At 65.2% G+C, this 20,079-nt stretch carries 25 protein-coding genes; 6 read left to right on the top strand and 19 right to left on the bottom strand.

Annotation, left to right across the window (positions count from 1 at the left end; genetic code table 11):
- The coding region (locus MTR65_RS16675) for a glycine zipper 2TM domain-containing protein (protein ID WP_243802199.1) at positions 1 to 401 on the bottom strand (401 nt) is incomplete at its 3' end.
- Positions 402 to 708: 307 nt separating this feature from the next.
- On the opposite strand from MTR65_RS16675, the gene rarD reads away from it, so the two are divergent.
- Positions 709 to 1,626, top strand: a complete 918-nt coding sequence (gene rarD / locus MTR65_RS16670; protein ID WP_243802198.1) for an EamA family transporter RarD — start codon at positions 709 to 711, stop codon at positions 1,624 to 1,626.
- Positions 1,627 to 1,629: 3 nt separating this feature from the next.
- Here rarD and MTR65_RS16665 read toward each other — a convergent pair whose 3' ends face one another.
- Positions 1,630 to 2,964, bottom strand: coding sequence for a dihydroorotase (locus tag MTR65_RS16665; RefSeq protein WP_243802196.1), 1,335 nt, complete (start codon positions 2,962 to 2,964; stop codon positions 1,630 to 1,632).
- Positions 2,965 to 3,133: 169 nt separating this feature from the next.
- On the opposite strand from MTR65_RS16665, the gene MTR65_RS16660 reads away from it, so the two are divergent.
- Complete coding sequence (locus MTR65_RS16660) at positions 3,134 to 3,493, top strand: hypothetical protein (RefSeq protein ID WP_243802194.1); 360 nt, start codon at positions 3,134 to 3,136, stop codon at positions 3,491 to 3,493.
- A gap of 130 nt (positions 3,494 to 3,623) precedes the next feature.
- On the opposite strand, the gene MTR65_RS16655 is transcribed toward MTR65_RS16660, so the two are convergent.
- Both MTR65_RS16655 and MTR65_RS16650 read right to left on the bottom strand, forming a co-directional pair.
- Positions 3,624 to 4,214: a nitroreductase family protein gene (locus MTR65_RS16655; protein WP_226637710.1), complete on the bottom strand. Its 591-nt coding sequence runs from the start codon at positions 4,212 to 4,214 to the stop codon at positions 3,624 to 3,626.
- Between the two features lie 107 nt (positions 4,215 to 4,321).
- A complete protein-coding gene (locus MTR65_RS16650; RefSeq protein ID WP_243802193.1) occupies positions 4,322 to 5,041 on the bottom strand; it encodes a pirin family protein in 720 nt (239 codons plus the stop codon).
- 217 nt (positions 5,042 to 5,258) lie between these two features.
- Between MTR65_RS16650 and MTR65_RS16645 the strand changes: the two genes are divergently transcribed.
- Complete coding sequence (locus MTR65_RS16645; RefSeq protein ID WP_243802191.1) at positions 5,259 to 6,176, top strand: LysR family transcriptional regulator; 918 nt, start codon at positions 5,259 to 5,261, stop codon at positions 6,174 to 6,176.
- A 51-nt stretch (positions 6,177 to 6,227) separates the two neighbouring features.
- Positions 6,228 to 6,989: a CAF17-like 4Fe-4S cluster assembly/insertion protein YgfZ gene (gene ygfZ / locus MTR65_RS16640; RefSeq protein WP_243802189.1), complete on the top strand. Its 762-nt coding sequence runs from the start codon at positions 6,228 to 6,230 to the stop codon at positions 6,987 to 6,989.
- Positions 6,990 to 7,164: 175 nt separating this feature from the next.
- Here the strand turns inward: ygfZ and MTR65_RS16635 are convergent, their stop codons facing one another.
- From MTR65_RS16635 to rplU, 4 genes are all read right to left on the bottom strand, one after another.
- Entirely contained in the window at positions 7,165 to 7,743 is a 579-nt protein-coding gene (locus MTR65_RS16635) for a GNAT family N-acetyltransferase (RefSeq protein ID WP_243802187.1), read from the bottom strand.
- A 228-nt stretch (positions 7,744 to 7,971) separates the two neighbouring features.
- Positions 7,972 to 8,553 carry a GNAT family N-acetyltransferase gene (locus tag MTR65_RS16630; protein WP_243802186.1) on the bottom strand — a complete coding sequence of 194 codons (582 nt, stop codon included), beginning with the start codon at positions 8,551 to 8,553 and terminating at the stop codon, positions 7,972 to 7,974.
- Between the two features lie 257 nt (positions 8,554 to 8,810).
- A complete protein-coding gene (gene rpmA / locus MTR65_RS16625; RefSeq protein ID WP_226637721.1) occupies positions 8,811 to 9,083 on the bottom strand; it encodes a 50S ribosomal protein L27 in 273 nt (90 codons plus the stop codon).
- 26 nt (positions 9,084 to 9,109) lie between these two features.
- Positions 9,110 to 9,406, bottom strand: coding sequence for a 50S ribosomal protein L21 (gene rplU, locus MTR65_RS16620; protein WP_039390312.1), 297 nt, complete (start codon positions 9,404 to 9,406; stop codon positions 9,110 to 9,112).
- A gap of 361 nt (positions 9,407 to 9,767) precedes the next feature.
- Between rplU and MTR65_RS16615 the strand changes: the two genes are divergently transcribed.
- Positions 9,768 to 10,322 carry a hypothetical protein gene (locus MTR65_RS16615; protein ID WP_243802184.1) on the top strand — a complete coding sequence of 185 codons (555 nt, stop codon included), beginning with the start codon at positions 9,768 to 9,770 and terminating at the stop codon, positions 10,320 to 10,322.
- Positions 10,323 to 10,905: 583 nt separating this feature from the next.
- Here the strand turns inward: MTR65_RS16615 and MTR65_RS16610 are convergent.
- From MTR65_RS16610 to MTR65_RS16585, 6 genes are read right to left on the bottom strand one after another with little or no spacing between them, the layout of a single operon-like run.
- Complete coding sequence (locus MTR65_RS16610; RefSeq protein WP_243802182.1) at positions 10,906 to 11,382, bottom strand: molybdenum cofactor biosynthesis protein MoaE; 477 nt, start codon at positions 11,380 to 11,382, stop codon at positions 10,906 to 10,908.
- Entirely contained in the window at positions 11,379 to 11,621 is a 243-nt protein-coding gene (locus MTR65_RS16605) for a MoaD/ThiS family protein (RefSeq protein WP_243802181.1), read from the bottom strand. Before MTR65_RS16605 ends, MTR65_RS16610 begins: the two co-directional genes overlap by 4 nt.
- Before the next feature lie 7 nt (positions 11,622 to 11,628).
- A complete protein-coding gene (gene moaA, locus MTR65_RS16600; RefSeq protein ID WP_243802179.1) occupies positions 11,629 to 12,633 on the bottom strand; it encodes a GTP 3',8-cyclase MoaA in 1,005 nt (334 codons plus the stop codon).
- Positions 12,634 to 12,641: 8 nt separating this feature from the next.
- The gene (locus tag MTR65_RS16595) at positions 12,642 to 12,977 is read right to left on the bottom strand and encodes a Rossmann fold domain-containing protein (protein WP_243802177.1); all 336 of its coding nucleotides are present in this window, start codon (positions 12,975 to 12,977) and stop codon (positions 12,642 to 12,644) included.
- A 10-nt stretch (positions 12,978 to 12,987) separates the two neighbouring features.
- Positions 12,988 to 13,359: a dihydroneopterin aldolase gene (locus MTR65_RS16590; protein ID WP_039390294.1), complete on the bottom strand. Its 372-nt coding sequence runs from the start codon at positions 13,357 to 13,359 to the stop codon at positions 12,988 to 12,990.
- Between the two features lie 54 nt (positions 13,360 to 13,413).
- Positions 13,414 to 13,746 (bottom strand): hypothetical protein, encoded by a 333-nt coding sequence (locus MTR65_RS16585; protein ID WP_243802176.1) that lies wholly within the window; start codon positions 13,744 to 13,746, stop codon positions 13,414 to 13,416.
- Between the two features lie 73 nt (positions 13,747 to 13,819).
- Here MTR65_RS16585 and MTR65_RS16580 point away from each other — a divergent pair, with 73 nt between their 5' ends.
- On the top strand, positions 13,820 to 14,047 hold the full coding sequence (locus MTR65_RS16580) for a hypothetical protein (protein WP_243802174.1): 228 nt from the start codon (positions 13,820 to 13,822) through the stop codon (positions 14,045 to 14,047).
- Positions 14,048 to 14,880: 833 nt separating this feature from the next.
- Here the strand turns inward: MTR65_RS16580 and MTR65_RS16575 are convergent.
- The 5 genes from MTR65_RS16575 to MTR65_RS16555 all read right to left on the bottom strand — a co-directional run bounded on the left by MTR65_RS16575 (position 14,881) and on the right by MTR65_RS16555 (position 20,039).
- The gene (locus tag MTR65_RS16575; RefSeq protein ID WP_243802173.1) at positions 14,881 to 15,444 is read right to left on the bottom strand and encodes a hypothetical protein; all 564 of its coding nucleotides are present in this window, start codon (positions 15,442 to 15,444) and stop codon (positions 14,881 to 14,883) included.
- A gap of 346 nt (positions 15,445 to 15,790) precedes the next feature.
- Complete coding sequence (locus MTR65_RS16570; RefSeq protein ID WP_243802171.1) at positions 15,791 to 16,471, bottom strand: OST-HTH/LOTUS domain-containing protein; 681 nt, start codon at positions 16,469 to 16,471, stop codon at positions 15,791 to 15,793.
- Positions 16,472 to 17,021: 550 nt separating this feature from the next.
- Entirely contained in the window at positions 17,022 to 17,909 is an 888-nt protein-coding gene (locus tag MTR65_RS16565; RefSeq protein ID WP_243802170.1) for a class I SAM-dependent methyltransferase, read from the bottom strand.
- Positions 17,910 to 17,926: 17 nt separating this feature from the next.
- Entirely contained in the window at positions 17,927 to 19,327 is a 1,401-nt protein-coding gene (gene thrC / locus MTR65_RS16560; protein ID WP_243802168.1) for a threonine synthase, read from the bottom strand.
- Positions 19,328 to 19,475: 148 nt separating this feature from the next.
- A complete protein-coding gene (locus tag MTR65_RS16555; protein WP_243802166.1) occupies positions 19,476 to 20,039 on the bottom strand; it encodes an SURF1 family protein in 564 nt (187 codons plus the stop codon).
- Between the last annotated feature and the right edge of the window lie 40 nt (positions 20,040 to 20,079).

Genomic DNA, 20,079 nt, shown 5'->3' with positions numbered 1-20,079 from the left:
AGGGCGCCTGCCGCCGCGCCGAGCACCGTGCCGAGCGTGCGGTCACGCCCGCCGTCGATCTCACGGCCCAGGAGCGCGCCTGCCGCACCGCCGATCAGGAGGCCGGTCGTGCCGTCCTTCTTTTCGCAGTAGTAACGCCCGTTGTTGCCGCGCCACACGCGGCGGGGCTGGTCGTAGCCGCGGTAGTTGGTGCGGCCATAACCCCGGCGGCGGTCCTCGCGCGAATAGCGGTAACGGTCGCGGCCATAGCTCTGCGTATCGGCCTGGTTCACCTCGAACGCGCTAAGCGCCACAGGCACGGGCTGCGCGGCGTGGCTCTGGATGGCCGCCGAAGCGGGAACGGCGGTGGCGATGCTGGCGCTCGCCGCCACCAGCGCGGTTGCCTTGAAGAATGCGTGCATCGGTGTTCTCCTCGATTGCGGGACCCGGGCCCGGTGGACGGGGGCCTATCCGCGGTACGCATTCAGGTTTAGGGCATCGAAGCTGAACGGAGTGCAACGGCGCCGTCAGATTCCGCTTTTGCGACGAAATGATACGATTCCAGGGGCGGGCCGCGGCCCAAACGGCCGAGCTCACCCTCCCCCCACAACGGTGGCGGAGAAAGGCAAGGTCGCCAATTCGGGGGTCAAGGGGCAATGCCCCCTTGAAAAAGTCCTTCCTTCCCTATTCTTCTGGCCCCCTGCTTGCCCCTCCTCGAAAGTCCCCCCGATGACCGCCCCCACCCCAAGCCCCGCCAGCGGCCTGCCCTATGCGCTGGGGACCTATGTCTTCTGGGGCCTGTTCCCGCTCTACTTCGCGGCGCTGCGCCATGTACCCGCGTTCGAGATGGTGGGCTGGCGGATCGTCTTCACCCTGCCCTTCTGCGCGGTGCTGGTGCTGTGGCGGCGCAACGTGGGCGCGGTGCTGACGGCCCTGCGCAATCCGCGCAAGCTGGGCATCCTCGCGGCCAGTTCGCTGTTCATCGGGGCCAACTGGACGATCTACGTCTGGGCGGTGCAGAGCGGCCACGTCCTTGCCGCGAGTCTCGGCTACTACATCAACCCCCTGCTCAACGTGCTGGCGGGCACGCTTTTCCTGAAGGAGCGGCTCTCGCGCCTGCAGTGGGGCGCGGTGGCGCTTGCCGCGCTGGGGGTCGCCATCCTCGCCTTCAACGCGCTGACGATGCTGTGGGTGAGCCTGGGGCTCAGCCTCTCGTTCTGCTGCTATGGCCTTCTGCGCAAGCGCGTGGCCGTGGAGGCGCTGCCCGGGCTCGCGGTCGAATCGCTCTTCCTGCTGATCCCGGGGATCGCCATCGTCATGAACCAGGCGCTGTCACCTGCGGGGTCGAGCCTGGGGCAATCGCTCACCACCGACGGCCTGCTGGCGCTGGCCGGGGTGTTCACCGGCCTGCCGCTGCTGCTCTTCGCCATCGCCGCGCGGCGCATGGACTATTCGACGCTGGGCTTTGTCCAGTTCGTCACGCCCACGCTGGTCTTCCTGCTGGGCGTCTTTGTCTTTCGCGAAGAGGTGCGCACGACCCAGATCGTGTGCTTCGCCTTCATCTGGAGCGCAATCGCGCTGTTCAGCCTCGACCTCCTGCGCCGCCGCAAGCGGACGCGCGCAGGAGTAAGAGCAAAGGCAGCCTGAGTCTTAGAGCGCGCCTGCAAAGCGCAGCGGTTCGCCCTGCGCGCGCTCGCCCAGCTGGCCTTCCCACATCGCGGTGTGGCCCCGCACGATGGTGCCGACGACGCGGCCTTCCAGCTCCATGCCGGTGAACGGCGACCAGCCGCAGCGGCTTTCCAGCCAGTCCTCGGTGATGGTGAAGGAGCCCTTGCGGTCGATCACGGTGAAGTCGGCGTCATAGCCGGTCGCGATGCGGCCCTTCCCGACAAGGCCGAAGACGCGCTGCACGCCCGAGGAGGTCATGTCGATCAGGCGCTCGAGCGTCATGTTGCCCTTGGCGACATGGTCGAGCATCAGCGGGAGCAGCGTCTGCACGCCGGGCATGCCGGAGGGGCTGGCCGGATAGCTCTTGGCCTTTTCCTCCTTGGTGTGGGGCGCGTGGTCGGAACCCAGCACGTCGGGCACGCCCTGCTGGAGCCAGTGCCACAGCCCGTCGCGGTGCGCCTTGGAGCGGATCGGCGGGTTCATCTGCGCGTAGGAGCCCAGGCGCGGGTAGGCGTCCTCGGCCCAGAGCGTGAGGTGCTGCGGGGTCACCTCGCAGGTCGCGATGTCGCGGTGCTGCGCGATCAGCTCCAGCTCGGCGGGCGTGGTGATGTGGAGGATATGGATCGGGCGCTTGGCTTCGCGGGCCAGGCGCAGGATGCGCTTGGTGGAGAGCATCGCGCTCTCATCGTCGCGCCAGACCGGGTGGCTGGAGGGATCGCCCTCGACCCGCTCGCCCTTGCGCGCGTTCATGCGGTCCTCGTCCTCGGAATGGATCGCCACACGGCGCGTGCCGCTGGCCAGCACGCGGGCCAGTTCCGGGTCGTGCGCGACGAGCAGGTTGCCGGTCGAGGCGCCCATGAAGATCTTGACGCCCGCGGTGCCCGGAATGCGCTCCAGATCGGCCAGCTCGGGCGCGTTCTCGGCGGTCGCGCCGACGTAGAAGGCGTGGTCGCAGTACATGCGGTGGTAGGCGCGGTCGAGCTTGTCCTGGATGCGCATCACCGAATCGGTGTTCGGGTTGGTGTTGGGCATCTCGAAGACGGCGGTGATGCCGCCCATGACCGCCGCGCGGCCACCGCTCTCGAGGTCTTCCTTGTGTTCGAGGCCCGGCTCGCGGAAGTGGACCTGGCTGTCGATGACGCCGGGCAGCACGTCGAGCCCGGTGCAGTCGATGCGGCGCGCGGCATCCGGGTAGGACCCCACGCCCAGGATCTTGCCGCCGCGCACGGCGACGTCCGCCACGCCCGAACCGCTGGGCGTGTGCACGGTGCCGCCGGAAAGTACGAGTTCGGGTGCCATGTCAGCCGGGTCAGTCATGTCGCTTGCGCCTCTTCTGTCTTGGGGTCCCGCGCGTGAAGGCGGGGGTCATGCACGTCGAACTAGGACCGGTGCGCAGGGCGCGCAAGGCGCGAGAGCGCCAAACCGCCCTCTTTCGGCCCCAATTGGACGGCAATTTGCCCTGCACATCTGTCCAACAGGAGCGCCCATGCCCCTCGCCGAGCCCGCGCCTGCCCCGCCGGCCCTCTCTCAGGAGAGCACCGCGCAGAACTTCGATCTTGCGGACCTCGGCACTGAAGAAAACACAATCGATTTCAGCGCGGTACAGCGGCGCTGTGCGCCTGCCTCCCGGCCCGGCGAGATCGTGGTCTGCGCCCCCGATCCCGAGGCCGAGCGCCTCGGCACGATAGCCGGCGCGCAGGACTTCGCGCCTTCCGAAACCGGCCCGCCGCGCGCGGCGATCAAGCTGACCGAGAACATCGAGGCCGACGTCCACGTCGATTCGTACGGGCTGCCCAACGGCATGGTCAGCAACCGGGTCATGGTCGGGGTCAAGGTCGCGTTCTGAGCCCATGCGAAAAGGCCCGGCCCGCGCGCCGACCTTTAGAGGAAGATCGCGCACGGACCGGACCCGGTTCGCAAGCCCGCCGGTGATGGTGGTGGTTGGCAGGTGCCGGGGTGCCTGCCGGATCAAGCCGTCAGGCGAACGTGCCCGCGCGCGCGATCTCGCTGGCGGCCTTGCGGCCGACCGGCGCCTCGCGGTCCTGCAGGTAGTCGGGAAGCGTCGCCTTGTCGCCGATCTTGCCGATCACGAAGGCCGCTTCGAGACGGTGGTCGGCCGGAACGCCGAGTGCCGCTTCGGCTTCACCGAACTTGATGCCGGTCATGCCGTGGGTGTGATAGCCCAGCGCCTGCGCCTGCAGGGCCGCGGCCATCCACGCCGCGCCCGCATCGAAGCTGGCGCTGTAGTTGTCCGAGTTGCCCTTCTCCGAGCGCATCTGCGTGTCCGAGACGACAAAGACCAGCGCCGAAGCGCTCTGCGCCCAGCCCTTGTTGAAGTCGATCAGCTGCGAGAGGAACAGGTCCCAGTTGGCATCGCCCTTGACCGCGTAGAGGAACGTCCAGGGCTGCACGTTGTACGCCGAGGGCGCCCAACCGGCCGCCTCGAAGATCACGTCGAGGTCTTCCTGGGGGATTGCACTTCCGTCAAAGGCGCGGGGCGACCAGCGATCGACGATCAGCTTCTCGACCTTGGCGTGGGCGGTGCGTCCGAGCGATTGGGCAGTCATGTCGGGATATCCTTGGCAATCGGGATGGGAGAGAGGCGAAAGAGAGGACAGCAAAGGCCACTAGCGCGCCGAGAGAGTCGGCGCGCTGGCAACCTTCGCCAAAACCGTCAGGCGGCATCCACCAGGACGATTTCCGCATCCTCTAGCGCGGTTACCGTGAGGCTGGAAAGGCCCGTGATCGCAACGCCATCACGCGCCTCAGCCTCCACGGCCTCGCCGCCCGCTGCCCCGTCCGCCACGCGGATGCGCCCGCGCGTCGAGACCAGGTAGAGATGGCGGCCCGGCGCGGCCTCGTAGCGCGTGGTTTCGCCAAAGGGAACGGTCGCGCCCAGCACCCGCGCATCGGCGCGGATCGGCAGCGCGTCACCGTCGCCGTCCTGCCCGCTGGCAAGCGCCACGAAGCGGCCGGCGCGATCATCCTTCGGGAAAGGCCGTGTGCCCCAGTCAGGCGCCCCGCCGCGGCTGTCAGGCAGGATCCAGATCTGGAAGATCTGGGTTTCCCCGGCCTCCAGGTTGTATTCGGCGTGCTGGATGCCGGTGCCCGCGCTCATCACCTGGACATCGCCTGCGACCGTGCGGCCTGCGTTGCCCATGTTGTCCTGGTGGGTGATCGCGCCCTTGCGCACATAGGTGACGATTTCCATGTCGCGGTGCGGGTGGGGGGGAAAGCCCGTCTGCGGCGCGATGGTGTCATCGTTCCAGACCCTCAGGCGCCCCCAGTTGGTGCGCGCGGGATCGTGGTAATTCGCAAAGGAAAAGTGGTGGTGGGCATCGAGCCAGCCATGGTTGGCCGCTCCGAGCCCCGCAAAGGGACGCAGCTCGATCATGCTATTCAACTCCTGGGGCGAAGAGGCCGCCGTCCCATCCTGCGGCGGCCCCTCGAAAGGGCGGTCCGGCCCTTGAAGGGCTCTTGCGGACCTTTTTGCGAACCGAAGGGCCCCAGGATCGATGGGAGGGGCGCTTTCGCGTGTCCCGTCCCAGATAGGCGTTTTCATTTGATCGGAAAATTGCGATAAAATAGATAGAAATGTTCAAGGATCTTGAATGCCTAACTTGGTAACCCCCAGTCTCGACCACCTGCGCATCGTCCTCGCGGTCGTCGAGGAGGGCAGCTTTGGAGGCGCTGCGCGCAAGCTGGGGCGCGCGGTCTCGGTCGTCAGCTATGCCGTGGCGCAAGTCGAGGCCCAGCTCGATCTGGTGCTGTTCGAACGCGAAGGCTCGCGCAAACCCGTGCTGACCGAGAATGGACGGGCCCTGCTGGCCGACATGCAGATCATCCGCGAGGACAGCGAGGCGCTGCTCGCCCGCGTGCGCAGCCTGCGCCAGGGGCTGGAGGCCGAACTCGCGCTGGCGGTCGACGTGATGGTGCCCGGACAAGTCCTCGCGCCCCTCCTACGCGCCTTCCAGGAGCGCTACCCGCGCGTGCCGCTGCGCCTTCACATCGAGGCGCTGGGCGCGGTGGCCGCCTCGCTGATCGAGGGCCGCGCCAGCCTCGCCATCGCCGGGCCCGACCTGCCCCAGCTTGGCGACTTCGAACGCGAGGTGATCGGCGCGGTGGAAATGGTGCCGGTCGCGGCGCCCTCGCATCCGCTCGCACAGCAGGCCCGTATCGCTCCGGGCGACACCCGCCGCCACCTCCAGCTTGTCCTTACCGACCGCTCGACGCTGACCCAGGGCCATGATTTCGCTGTGATGAGCCCGCACACCTGGCGCCTTGCCGATCTGGGCGCCAAGCACGCGCTGCTGCGCGAAGGCATCGGCTGGGGCTCGATGCCGCGCGATGCGGTGCGCGGCGACCTTGCCGATGGCACGCTCGTCGCGCTCGACCTGCCCGAGCGGCGGATGATGTCCTACCACCTCCTCGCGCTGTGGCGGCGCGACAACCGGCCCGGCCCCGCCGCGCTGTGGGTCCTGGAGGAACTGCGCACGCGCCTTGCCGAACACGCCGCCAGCACGGCCTGATTCGCACCTTGGGATCTTGCACTTGGGCGCAATCTCCCCATGTGCTCAGACATGAGCGCCACCCGACTGTTCGACCGAGCCGTGATCCGGCTTTCCGCCCGCCCCGACACCGGCGAGGACGTCGCCGCCTTCCTGCAGGGGCTCGTCACCTCCGACGTGAAGGGATCGCTGCCCGTCTGGGCCGGCCTGCTTACAGCGCAAGGCAAGGTCCTGTTCGATTTCCTGGTCTGGCCCTCGGGCGATGACCTCCTGATCGACTGCGAGGCGAATGTCGCCGACGCGCTGGTGAAGCGCCTCTCGATGTATCGCCTGCGCCGCGCCATCGACATCGCGCGCGAGGATCACCTCGTCGTCCACTGGCGCCCCCACACCGGCGACGGCGCGGCCTCCGACCCGCGCCTCTCCGCGCTGGGCGAACGGTGGATCGCCCCCTTCGACCCCAACGACCCGGACGATATCGTGACCGGCGCGGACGAAGCCTGGCGCGCGCATCGTCTCAAGCACGGCGTGTGCGAGGGGCGTGCGGAACTGGGCGATGGCGAACTGCTCTGGCTCGAATGCAACGCGACCGAACTGCACGGGGTCAGCTTCACCAAGGGCTGCTACGTCGGGCAGGAAAACACCGCGCGCATGAACTGGCGCCAGAAGATCAACCGCCGCCTGGTGGTGGTCCCGCTTGAAAACTCGAACGAGAAACGCCGCCGCGCGGCCTACACCGACCTTGGCCTTGCCGTCGACCACCTGCGCGTCGCGGACATCCCCCCCGAAGCCGTCCCGGGCTGGATGGAACTGACCAAGGACGAGGCGGAGTAAGACAGAACTGTCCAGCGCAGCTGTCTCTCGCCGCGTTCGCGGATATGGAGGGGCAAAGCCCCTCACAAATCATCCGATCCGTGTTCTCACCTTCCGCAAGCTGCGCGCGCTGAGAAAGCTGAGGTTGCCGTGTCCGGGGTCAAGGGGCGATGGCCCCTTGAATCTGTCCCCGTCTTCAGGCGCTGAGCGGCTGCGCGCTGCTGCGTTCGTAGGCAACCCGGCCGAGCGGGGGCATTGCCCGCCATTCGAGCGCCGCCTCGTAGCAGCGCACCGCAACGGCTTCCCCGCGCGCCGCGCTGAAGCGCTCCTCGATCCGGAAGCTGTCCTCGAAGCCTGCGGCAAGCAGAACGCGCGTGTCGCTTTCGCTGTCGAGCGGTTCGTAAGCCACGATCCGGTGGTGGCCCAGCGCGCGGGCGTGGTCGAGCATGGCCCGCACCGCCTCGCGGGCGAAGCCCAGGCCGCAGAACCGGCCCTTGATCCAGTAGACAAGCTCCACTTCGCCGCGCTCCCCGGCCACAAGGCCGATATGACCCACCAGGCGCGCCCCTCCCGGCGCCCGCAGATAGATCATGAACTGGGGCAGGCGCTGATCACGCTCGCCTTCCAGCAGCGCGCGCACCTCACCAAGGGACCGGGGCAACCCGGGCACAGTCAGTGTACGGGGCACGGCATCGGAATTGAGAGCCTCGAAGATATCCTCGAGATCCTCCGGCCAGCCGGGCCTCAGAAACAACCTCTCCGTGCGGATGAACATCGTACGTCTCTCCGTCGTTTTTTCTTTTCCGCAACCGCCCTTATGCAACACCCCAACTCACATTGCACGGAAATTGCGCAAAAGACCTTCGCTCCTGCCGTAAAGGGTCTGAAGTCTGGACATTAAGAACACGACAGCAGGTGGCTCCGGTGCCCTGCGGATTGCCTTCAGGCGGCGAATCGCAGGGGCGATCGCACCACCCGATTCGCACAGGACCGAGAGCGGGTCTCAGGCCGCCTTGCGGACCATGCCTGCATCGCCCGCGTCCCCGTCCGAGCCCCCATCTTCCAGCGCGAGCGTGTACTCGAGCGCCATCGCGCTCTCGCCCCGGCCGGAACTGTAGCGCTCGACAAGGCGTCCGGTCGGCCGGAAACCGGCCTTGCGCAGGACCGCGCCCGAGGCGGGATTGTCGATGAAGTGGCTGGCGACAAGGCGGGTGTGGCCCAGCGTACGGGCGAGCGAGAGGACCCCGCGCGCCGCCTCGCTGGCATAGCCCTTGCCCCAGTGGGCGCGGGCGATCCAGTAGCCGAGCTCGACGCCGTCGCTCTGCGCCGCCCCGTCACCGAGATGGGCAAGGCCAATGCAGCCCAGGATCGGGGCGCCGGGAAGGTCCGGACGCGTGATGAGGAAGGTCGGCAGGCCGTGTTCGGCCGGGCGCGCCAGGAAACGCGCGGCATCGCCCGGCGCATAGGGCCAGGGGGCGGACGCCAGGTTGCAGACGACCTCAGGATCCGCAATCGCGGCATAGAGTTCGTCCCGGTCCTCGGCCCAGCCGGGCCGCAGGAACAGCCGTTCGCTGCGAAGAAACATTGTCTCTCTCCATTCATCAGCCCCGCGCGGGGCCGCTTAGGCGCTGCGCGTGACAACCCGGTTACGCCGCATCCACAGGTGCACAGCGATCCCGGAGGTTCGAGCCCCGTCGCCGGCCGTGCCGGTCAACCGAAGCGATGAAATGAGGGAGACATGCAAAGAGGGAGACAGGCCAGGCCCTCTCCCTCGTGCAGCCGAAACCTTACAAGGTTCGGCAGGGCCATCCTGTCCGGATGGCCCCTATGGCGACCATCCGCTTATTCGGCGGCTTCAGCCATCGCAGCGTCGACCGACACGTACTTGCGGCCGAGCTTGCCATCGTGGAAGCGTACGCGGCCTTCGGTCAGCGCGAACAGGGTGTGATCCTTGCCCATGCCGACGTTGACGCCCGGGTACACCTTGGTGCCACGCTGACGGATGATGATGTTGCCGCCGATCACTTCCTGACCGCCGAACTTCTTGACGCCAAGGCGGCGGCCAACGGAGTCGCGGCCGTTACGCGACGAGCCGCCTGCTTTCTTATGTGCCATCTCGTTTTCCTTTCGAAATCCGGCGCTTAGCCGACCGAGGTGATGCGAAGCAGCGTAAGCTGCTGGCGGTGGCCGTTCTTGCGGCGATAGTTGTGGCGGCGACGCTTCTTGAAGACGATGACCTTCTCGCTCTTGGCCTGCGCGATGATCTCGGCCGAAACCGAAACCTTCGACGCGTCGACGACATCGCCGTCCTTGCCTGCGATCAGAACATCACCCAGCGTGATGGTCTCGCCAGCTTCACCAGCCAGCTTTTCAACCGCGATCTTGTCTCCGGCGGCAACCCGATACTGCTTGCCGCCCGTGCGCACTACTGCGAACATGGTGCCCTTACCTAATCTCGTGTGTGCCCGAAACGAGCCGAAACAATGTTTTTGCCCCGGCCGCTTTGGTCCGACGAAGAACCGTGGGAAGCCTTGCGGGCGACGCACCGACATACACGCTGCAAATCGAGGATCTGAATGCGCGATGCCGGAAAGAGAGCGAGCCGTTAGGGCACACGACGATTCGTGTCAACCGAAAGAGTCGGCTCTCCTGCGCCTTCTCATATGCGAAAAGGCGCCCGAGGCTTTCCAACCGGACGCCACCATGGCGCCCGCTATCGCGCGCTCCTTTGCACGAAACGCGTGGAGCGCCAAGCGATTCGCTGTCGATCCCGTGCGCGCGCGTGCTATGAGCGGCGTCATGACCACGCGCCCTGCCCGCTTCATCCGCCGTTTCCCGCGCCCTGCTGCGCTTGCCCTGCCGTTTGCGGTGGCTCTTCTTTCCTCCGGGTGCGCCAGCACGCGCGACTATCCCTCGCTCTCGATCCGCGAGGTCGAACGCAACATGCGCGCGCGCCCGAGCAAGGCCGAGGAAGCCGAAACGCCCCAGCTGCCCGCCGCCAGCGCCGACCTTGCGACTCGCCTCGACGGCCTGGTCGCGATGGCGCGCACCGCGGACAGCCAGTTTGCGGATGAAAGGAACAGGGCCCAGCGCGCGGTCGCCGCGGCGGGCGGGCGCACCAGCGATTCGTGGAGTGCAGCCCAGATCGCGCTCGCCGCGCTCGAGAGCCACCGCTCGCACGCGATGACCGCGCTGGCCGAACTCGACCAGCTCTATGTCGATGCGCGCGACGAGGCCCCGCTCGCCCTTTCGCCCAAGGCCGAATCGATCGCCGCCGCGCGCGATACGGTCAGCGAAATCATCTCGGGACAGGATTCGGTGATCGAGGGCCTCTCTGCACGCCTCGCGGGCTGATCGCCACCGGATCAAGAGCCCGGAAAACGTGAAAACCCCTCCCCGCACAGGCGAGAAGGGGTTCCCGAACGCCTGATCCGCAAAACGCCTGCAAGCCCCCCGGCACCGGCATTCCAGGATCAGGTGGTCAAAACCGCAAAGGTCCCGACCGGCGGTGCGCTGCCACCATGACGAGGCGCGCACACTCCAGCGACGAGAAGACCATGTACCCTCAGACAGTCTCGTGCAGGGCCTGAAGGATGGCTTGCCATGGCTTTGAAGGGGGGGAATTGATGCGGATCAAGTTTGCGTATTTCGGCGCAAATGCCTCGCAGCGACAAATCGATCACGATCACAAGAAGAATTTCCGAGGGCCATCGCCCTCGGGCTCCCCGAACTGTCCAGCGCGGCTGTCTCCCGCCGCGTTGGCGCAAGGGGGACAGGTTGGCCTCTCGCATATGGAGGGGCAAAGCCCCTCACAAATCATCCGACCCGTGCGCTCTCCTTCCGCAAGCTGTGGGTGCAGAGAAAGCTGAGGTCGCCGATTCCGGGGTCAAGGGGCGATGGCCCCTTGAAAATCCGCCTTCTTGCTGGCTTGCGCCTTCTATTCAGCCGCCGCGCTGTCCCAGCGGGCGATATCCTCGAAATCTTCCTCGCGCGGTTCGATCCAGCGCCAGGTGCCATCCACCTTCTCGCGCTTCCAGAACCAGGACTGGCTCTTGAGGTGGTCCATCGCAAAGTCGGCCGCAGCAAAGGCATCGCGCCGGTGGCGTGCGGCCGCGGCGACCAGCACGATGGGATCGGCCGGCGCCATCTCGCCGCTGCGGTGCAGGATGAGGAGCCCGTCGAGAGGCCAGCGCCCGCGCACCTGGGCGGCCAGATCCTCCATCGCGGGAAGGGTAAGCGGTTCGTAATGCTGGAGTTCCAGCGCCTCGACCCCACCGCCTTCGCGCACCTGCCCCAGGAAGCTGACGATGCCGCCAGCTGCGGGATGGGCGCGGGTAAAGCGGTCCACTTCCTCGCCGGGAGTGAAAGCCTGCGTCAGGAGGCGGACGTCGCTGCGGGTCGGCTCTGCGCTCATCCGCCCGAAACCGGGGGCAGGAAGGCGATTACATCACCGTCGCGCAGCACCGGTGCGTCACGGTCCTGAAGCAGGATACCGTTGACGGCGAGCTTCACGCGCGGTTCGCGCAGCGCCTTGGCCAGTTCGGGGCCCAGGCTGTCGATCGCTTCATCGAGCGTGCCAGCCAGTTCCACTTCGCGCGCGCCGCAGCCCGCCACGTCTTCGAGCTTGCCCAGAAACACCATGTTGAGCGCCATCTTCGCCTTATCCTCCGGTCATCGACATGTGACGGGAAAGCGCTGGCGCGGCGCCCGGTTCCTCGATGGCGAAGTGATGGCGTTCGGGCTTGATGCGCATGGCGGTGTCGAGCGCGTCCTGAAGCGCCCGGTCAGGCGCGTCCGAGCGCAGCGCGGCGCGCAGGTCCACCTGTTCGTTCCCGCCAAGGCAGGCATAGAGCTGGCCCGTCGCGGTTACGCGGATGCGGTTGCAGCCCTCGCAGAAATTCTGGGTGAGCGGGGTGATGAGGCCCAAGCGCCCGCCGGTCTCGGCAATATCGAAGTACCGCGCCGGACCGCCTGTGCGGTGCTCGCTGGGCTGGAGCGTCCAGCGCTTTTCCAGGTCCTCGCGCACGGCCAGCAGCGGAAGATAGTGGTCGAAGCGGTCTTCCTCCACCTCGCCCAGCGGCATCACCTCGATCAGCGTGATCTCGAAGCCCTGTCCATGTGCCCAGGCAATGATGTCGGGGATCTCGGCCTCGTTGATGCCCTTCAGGGCGACCGTGTTGAGCTTCACCGAAAGCCCCGCCTCGCGCGCGGCCTGCAGGCCTTCGAGGACCTGCGGCAGCGAATCGCGGCGCGAAAGAGCGGCGAACCCCTCCCGGTCGAGCGTGTCGAGCGAGACGTTGACGCGCTTGACCCCGGCGGCCGCGAGGCCATCGGCAAATTCGGCCAGCCGCGTGGCGTTGGTGGTGAGCGTGAGTTCATCCAGCCCGTCGCCGATCTTGCGCCCCAGCGCCTGGACCAGCTCCATCATGTCGCGGCGCACCAGCGGCTCGCCGCCGGTCAGGCGGATCTTGCGGATGCCGCGCGCGATGAAGCCAAGCGAGAGCTCGTGCAGTTCCTCAAGGCTGAGCACGTCCTTGCGCGGCAGGAAGGTCATGCGTTCGGGCATGCAATAGGAACAGCGCAGATCGCACCGATCGGTTACCGAAAGGCGCAGGTACGTGATCCGGCGCTGGAACTGGTCGACAAGGGGAGCAGCTGAGGTCATCCGCCCCGTCATACCATTGACATGGCACCATTACCATCGAGAGCGAACAGCTGGCCCGTGATCGCCTGCACGCCCTCCAGCCACTGCCGTGTCGCGGTCAGCGCCTCCATGCTGTCGGTCTCCACCGCGTTGACGCGCGAGGGGGCATAACGGCGGGCGAGCCCCTGCACGGTGGCGAGCCGCCAGGCGCGGTGATCCGCGCCCGCAGGTTCAAACACCAGGGTCAGCGGGTCCGCGCCGCCGCCCAGTGTCAGCTCGACGCCGGGCAGGACACGCGCGTGAAAATCGCTCGACGCCTCAAGCGGATCCTCGGCCAGCGGGCCGACATAGAGCAGCTCGCCCATGCCCATGCCCTTAGCGGCGGTGCCGGGTCAGGGTAATGCCGATCTTCTCGCCCGCCTCGGCAATCGCGAGCTTGACGATCTTGACGGTAACCGCGGTAATCCGCGCGTCCTGCAGGAAGAGCGTGTCGCAGACATGGTCGGCCACGGCCTCGATCAGCGTGAAGTGGACGCCTTCGGGAATCGCGCCCGAGGCCGCGAACTTCAGGTCCATGTAGTTCTTGCTCGCCTCGAGCGGGGTGTCGGGCGTGTAGTGCGCCGCCGGCTTCAGAGCGACAGAAATCGTGAAGCGCAGCGGCTGCGGCTTGCCGGTCTCTTCGGAGTAGATCCCGGTGAGGACGTCCTGTTCGAAGTCCGCGACTTCAAGGATAAGCGAATCGGTCATGGCGCCCCTTAGAGCATTTTCCAGTCAGGTTGCATCACCTGATTGGAGAATGCTCTAGCGCTTCTTCTTCGTGATCGGCGCGTTGAAATCGGGGTCCTTCCTGGCCACCCACGCGACGAACTTGGCAATGGTCGGATCGTCCAGAAGCCCCTGCGCCTCCATCCCGAAACGCTCCAGTTGCGAGTTGGTGAAGTGGGTGATGATCGTCCGCTGGCAGATCGGGTGCATCGGCACCGTGTCCTTGCCACCCCGGCTCTTGGGAATGGGATGATGCCAAACGATCTCCGCCCCGGTCACCCGCCCGCACAACCAACAGTCGGGCGGCGGCGCAGCCTCTTCCTCGGTCTCGTCGTCCAATTCCCAGTCATTGCGGCGTTTGCGGGCCATGGTGTGCTTTCGATAAGGCTTGATCGCGCGCCCTGTTGGCATAGAGCGCGCCGCTGTGACAGGACTTAATGCGATGACCACCCCCGAAGACACCCCCGCAAACGACACCACGCTCCCGCGCCCGCAGCGCCGCCTGCTCGCCCGCCTGTTCAACGCCCGCACAACGCCGATCTGCGTCGACGGGCGCGAATTGCTGACCTTCCAGGAGGCGAAACGCTACCTGCTCTCCCTCGCACCCGAAGCGCGCGAGGCGGCCTACCATGCGATCAAGTCGCAGAGGGAGAGGCAGGAAGAAGGATAGTTTCCGAGGGCCAACGCCCTCGGACTCCCGGAATCGGTGAGGTTTGGACGGGATTGCAGCCTGGCGCGAGTGTTCAGAGGGACATGCGGCGGAAATGCGCCCATGCAGGACGCTTAGCTGGCATTTGGATGATATCGGCTGCGGCCTGTCCGCTTTAGGTGTTGCCCAATGACACTGGCAGAACGGGCCAAAGTGCCTCAGTTCCAACCTCCATCAAGTTCTGCCAGTCCACCAACAGCAAACGCGCAAGCCACGGCGGCCAGAAAGACCATTACGCCCGTTATCGCTTTACGCGGATAGCCACTGTGCTTTGGGTTCGCTCGAAATTTCTCGGCCCACATTGGGAGAAAGTAGCGCGCCGAATATATCCAAGCGCCAACGCCTACCAACCACAGGCAGACGAGCAAAATTTCCATTGCGCGAGCGAAGACTGTCATGATGTAGCATTTCGCATTCTGGACGCCCCTCCGCAACAGGGCGTGAACGCGCCCTTACAGGGCGTTCGACAACGATTTCGCTGAGCCTAGAAGCGGGCAATCAGTTACGGCTAGGTTTGCGACATCGACCACGGAGCGTGTTTGCGAGCGTTTGACATTTGTGTACCCATCCCCCATATAGCGAGCTACGCGGTGGGCTAAACGCTCATACCCGAACTGTGCGAAGCTGTGCTTCTGCACGTTCTTAAGAGGGGGTATGAGCGGAATGCCTTTTCTAAGTTGGCTGTTAATAGCGCTTATGACAGATCAATGAAGTCACACAGAGCGTCGCTCTGGAATGCGTTAAATCCTCTACAAGATTTGGACCCCTCGTACTTTGAGTGCGGGGGGTCAAACCTACCTTAGGCAGTCGTCTACAAGGACGTTGGCATACTTCCCTTTCGGAGAAACCACGCCCTTGTCGCGAGTATCAAAGCGGTATGCCCCGTTCAAATGAGAGCCATCCATGGGCCCTACGTCCCAGTGAAAGCTACCGTCGTACTTGCAGCCCAGACGGTATCGACGGGTAAGCGCAATGCTTGTATTCTCATTGTCGTGGGGAGCACCGTGAAGGCCTGAGGCTTGGCCGGGCTTGAAGCCCAGGTTAGATCGGCCAACAAATTGGCGAGAGGCATTATCCCGATAATTTTGGCGGAAATTCCTAAGCTCCTTTGTTGGGTCGCTGCCACTGGAAATCCGATCCAGCATCACTCGCACCGCTCCATTGCGGCCGAATGCTTTTGGCGGGAGTAAAAGCGCCGAACCAAAGCGAATCTGCCGTTCAATAAGTGCTGCTCTCTGGTTAAGCTCTAAAATGGCATTTTCGCAGAAAGTCGCACTTTGCTCGGCCTTTCCATATAGGGATTGTGGAACTTGGTGAGGTAACGATGAGAAGGCAAGTTTCCTAAAGAGATCATCCACCCTAAAACCTTCTTGGTAAATAAAGTAAAATCTATCAGGTTTATTGAGTGTGCATGCTTGATGCTGGGATAATTCGCACTTTCCTCCGGCATTCTTTTGGCAACCGCGCTGGGAATTTTGGCAAAATCCATGAGGCCTTTTAGAAGATCCGAATATGCTATCCGCAGCCCTATCCATTATCTTCGATATCTCTTCGGCGTCATACAGGCATAGCCGATCATGCCGCGTCGGCGCTGCCGCGCCGCGGATCAAGTAGCTAGGAAATCTTATCGCTAACCGCTCTCGAATGGCTTCGAGGGCGGAGCTTGGAAATCCGCCTAAGACAACAGCCGTCAGGGTCACTTGGTTATCGAACTAGAAGCAAGCGCCCGAGTAGATTCAGTGGCAGTTGGTATTCTGATCGCTCACCTTCCGGGATCAGCGCGATCATTCTACGAACCACCTCTACGCCATCCATAGCGCTGGCATGGTGGCCCGTGAATGCAGTCGCTTTGGGACCCTCGTGTTCCTCTAAATGATCAAGCGAAACGTTATTTATTTTAGCCCATCTCCGAATAGATGCAGCAGTGTCACTGGCCTTCTGGCGCGGAAGGCTGGATAAAATTAAAAATTCAGAAGGAATTTCTATCGATTGCTCATTCGGCTTGGTTCGATTTTCTGAGACGGCGACAGGTGGACCTAAATCAATCCAACGCGTGAGACCTTCAGAGATTGGGGAGCTAAAAGCCTCCCACACTTCATCGATAAATTTTTGCCTCGGTTTCGGCTCCGTGTCATCCTTGGCGCTGCCAACTACCCCGACCCGTTTGTGCGGTCCTTTGCCCCAAACCTCGTACTGATCGCCCCAATGTTCAACAACAAAATCGCCTAATGAGCGATTGCCGAGGGCTTCCTTGAAAGCAGCGCCAAATTCCTTCCTCATGTCCTGCCCGAGGCGAGACAGATAGATCGGGCCTTTTTGCTCTTTCAGAATTCTACGGGCGGCTTCAGCGATGATCGTATCTGAAGGCATCGGTGTAGAAGCCATGCAGCTTTCTCCTGCTCATCTATAAAGGGCTGCGGTTACAAATTTAAGCCGTCTTTGGCTAGGTTTGATGCCGCACTGATTGGTCTGATGTAGGTATAACTTACGGACACCAATTTCTAGGCGGCATCCTTGCGCCATTGAGGGGAACAGAACAGACGTCTCCAACCACACCGCCCAAAAAGACCGGCGCAATTGCGCGAGGAAGTTTCGGTCGGCTGTGGGGAGCGTCATCACGACGCCATAAAGATGGCCGGTTTCAACGAGGTCGGCTGTTCATCGGCTGATCAGAGAACGAACGGAACTGGTCGGCTGCCGACTCCGCGCGAGCGTCAGCTAACCCCGCTGCCTGGCTCTAAAGCGGATAGTCGTCTACCGGCCCAAGGAAGACGAGGCCATCATTCGTAGAGGACCATGGAAGGGTAAAGCTGCGTTCGACAGTTCCGGGAGCCCGAGGGCGATGGCCCTCGGAATCAGTTTCTTCCAGCTTCTCTTGGCCACGTGACGGGCGCTCGATCAGACCGCCGGATAGGGCAAGGGACGTGCCCCTCCCCTACGCCGGGTTCGACCAGCGGGCGAAGATGGCGGTGGGGAGGAGGCGGCCTTCGTCGTCCTCGCGCACGGAGAGGTCGCCGTGTTCGATGGTGCCGGGGAGGTCTGCAAAGAGTTCGTCCATGAGCCCGGCCAGCGCGAGCGAGGACATGCGCACCGCGTAGACGGTGAGGAACAGGAAGCGGCTGTCGCTATCGAGCAGCTGGCGGCAGTTCGACAGCAGCTCGGGCAGGTTTTCTTCGAGGCGCCAGGTCTCGCCGCCGGGGCCGCGGCCGAACTTGGGCGGGTCGAGAATGATGCCGTCGTAGCGGCGCCCGCGGCGTACCTCGCGCGCGGCGAACTTGGCGGCATCGTCGATCATCCAGCGCACCGGGCGATCTTCAAGGCCTGCCAGCGCCGCGTTCTCGCGCGCCTGCGCGACCGACTTCTTCGAGGCATCGACGTGGGTGACGCGGCCATGCGCGGAAAGCGCCAGCGTGCCCACGCCCGTGTAACCGAACAGGTTCATCGTCTCGGCATCGTCGCGCCCGGCCAGTTGCGCGCGCATCCAGTCCCACACCGGCGCCATGTCCGGGAAGAAGCCGAGATGGCGAAACGGCGTGCAGCTGGCGGTGAAGGCCACCTCGTTCCAGGCAAGCGGCCAGCCTTCGCGCGGAACTTCCCGGTCAAACTGCCACTTGCCCCCGCCGTCCTCGTCCGAGCCAGGCACGAACTCGCCATCCGCGTCCCAGGTCTCGGTGCGCGGGCTCCACATCGCCTGCGGTTCGGGCCGCACGAAACGGCGGTCGCCATAGCGTTCGAGCTTGCGGCCATGGCCCGAATCGACGAGGCCGTAGTCGTCCCAGCCTTCGCCGATCATCAGGACGGGGGATGTTAAGAGCGTTGCCATGGGCTGTGCCCTAGCCCTCAGACCTTGGGTGCGGCAAGCCCTGCGACGAATTCGGCCACGGCGTCGTATTCGCCCGCCAGCTTCGTGCACTTCTCCTCGCGGTCGAACAGGTCGCCCACGCGCGCGGGCAGGCTCGGCCGGTGGCCGGTCGAACGCTCGACCGCCTCGGGGAACTTGGCCGGGTGCGCGGTCGCCAGCGTGACGACGGGCGTCTTGGCGTCGATCCCGGCGGTGCGCGCGGCGAAGAGGCCGCAGGCGGTGTGCGGATCGATCAGCTCGCCGCAGTTCTCCCAGGCCCAGCGGATCGTCTCGGCCATCTCGTCCTGGTCGGCACGGGCCGACTGGAAGAGTGCAGCCGCGCCTTCGCGCTGCGCGTTCGAAAGCTGCATCGCCTTGGTCGCCTCGAAGCCCTTCATCTGCTCGGCCATGGCCGCGCCGTCACGCCCGCCAAGGTCGAACAGCAGGCGCTCGAAGTTGGAGGAGACCTGAATGTCCATCGAGGGCGCGGCGGTCGGCGTCACGGTCCCTTGCGAGTAGTCGCCGCTCGAGAGCGCGCGGTGCAGGATGTCGTTGACGTTGGTGGCGACCACCAGCTTGGCGACGGGCAGGCCCATCTGCGCCGCGACGTAGCCGGCAAAGACATCGCCGAAGTTGCCGGTCGGCACCGAGAAGGCGACCTCGCGCTCGGGCGCGCCGAGCTGGAGCGCGGCGGCGAAGTAGTAGACGACCTGAGCCATCAGCCGCGCCCAGTTGATCGAGTTCACCGCGCCGATCGCGAAGCGGTCAGTCATCGCAGTATCGTTGAACATGCGCTTCACCATCGCCTGCGCGTCGTCGAACGAGCCATCGATGGCGATGTTGTGGACGTTGGGCGCGAGCACCGTCGTCATCTGGCGGCGCTGCACGTCCGAGACGCGGCCGTGCGGGTGGAGCATGAAGATGTCCACCTTGGCGCGGCCCGCAACCGCGTCGATCGCGGCCGAGCCGGTGTCGCCCGAGGTCGCGCCCACGATGGTGAGGTTGCGGTCCGAACGGCTGAGGAATTCCTCGAAGAAGAGGCCGAGCAGCTGGAGCGCGACGTCCTTGAAAGCGAGGGTGGGGCCGTGGAACAGTTCCAGCACCCACTGCTGCTCGTCAAGCTGCTTGAGCGGGGTCACCGCCTTGTGCGCGAATCGGCCATAGGCCTCGGTGGTGAGTTCGAGCAGGCGCTCGTAGGTCAGGCTCTGGCCCACGAACGGCGCCATGACCCGCGCGGCGAGCTCGGCGTAGGAGAGCCCGGCCATGCCCGCGATCTCGTCCTTGGAGAAACGCGGCCATTCGCGCGGAACGTAGAGCCCGCCGTCGCTGGCGAGGCCAGCCAGCGTTGCGCCTTCGAAATCGAGCGCCGGTGCGCTGCCGCGGGTGCTGATGTAGTCCATGACTTCCCTGTTCGTCGGATACGGCCTGCCGAAACGGACCTTGCTCGGTGGTTCTGCCCGGTGTGCCCGCGGCCTTTGCAGGCGCGGTTAGCGCCCGCGAGGCGGCAAGGCAATGCCGCTGTGAAACGGGGGCCACGAAACGCAAGGCTCACGAACGCACCCTCCGGCGCAAGACCATTGCGTAGATGACCAGCGCGGTCAGTGCAAAGGCGAACCATTGGACCGCGTAGGAGAGGTGGTTGTTGGGCAGATCGGACGGGTCGGGAAGCGCGTTCGCCGCCAATCCGCCCAGCGGCGGGTCGGCCACCAGACGCGGGCCCGGTGCGATCACGCCGTGAACCTCGCCGCCCTGCCAGGTGCCCGTGCCATCGGGCCGCCGGGTCCAACCCAGCACCACGCGCGCCTCGCCGCCGCCCGCCAGCGCGCAAGCGGCGGTGCGCGCGAAGCCGGTCTCGTCGTTGCGATTGCGGCCCGCCACCGCGCTCCTCGCGGTCACGGCAGTGCAGGTGAGATGAGCACGGCGGTAGAGCACCTGTGCGCCCGGACCTTCCCGGGGCCACGCGATCTCCTGCGAGAGGCCTGCCGCGCTGGCATAGTGCGCGAGCAGGTCAGCCTTCTCCTCGCGGCGCTCCAGCTGCCAGACACCGAGCGCGATCATCACGCCGACAGCCGCGAGCACGACCAGCGTGGAGATAATGGGGATGGAGCGCATGGTCGGGGCCTTTTCAGCAGGCAGGGAAACAGGAAGAGAT

The sequence above is a fragment of the Novosphingobium mangrovi genome, from assembly GCF_022818885.1.
GTDB classification, from domain to species: domain Bacteria; phylum Pseudomonadota; class Alphaproteobacteria; order Sphingomonadales; family Sphingomonadaceae; genus Novosphingobium; species Novosphingobium mangrovi.
Note: the sequence above shows the minus strand (reverse complement) of the source record. Positions and strands in the feature narration are given on the sequence as shown.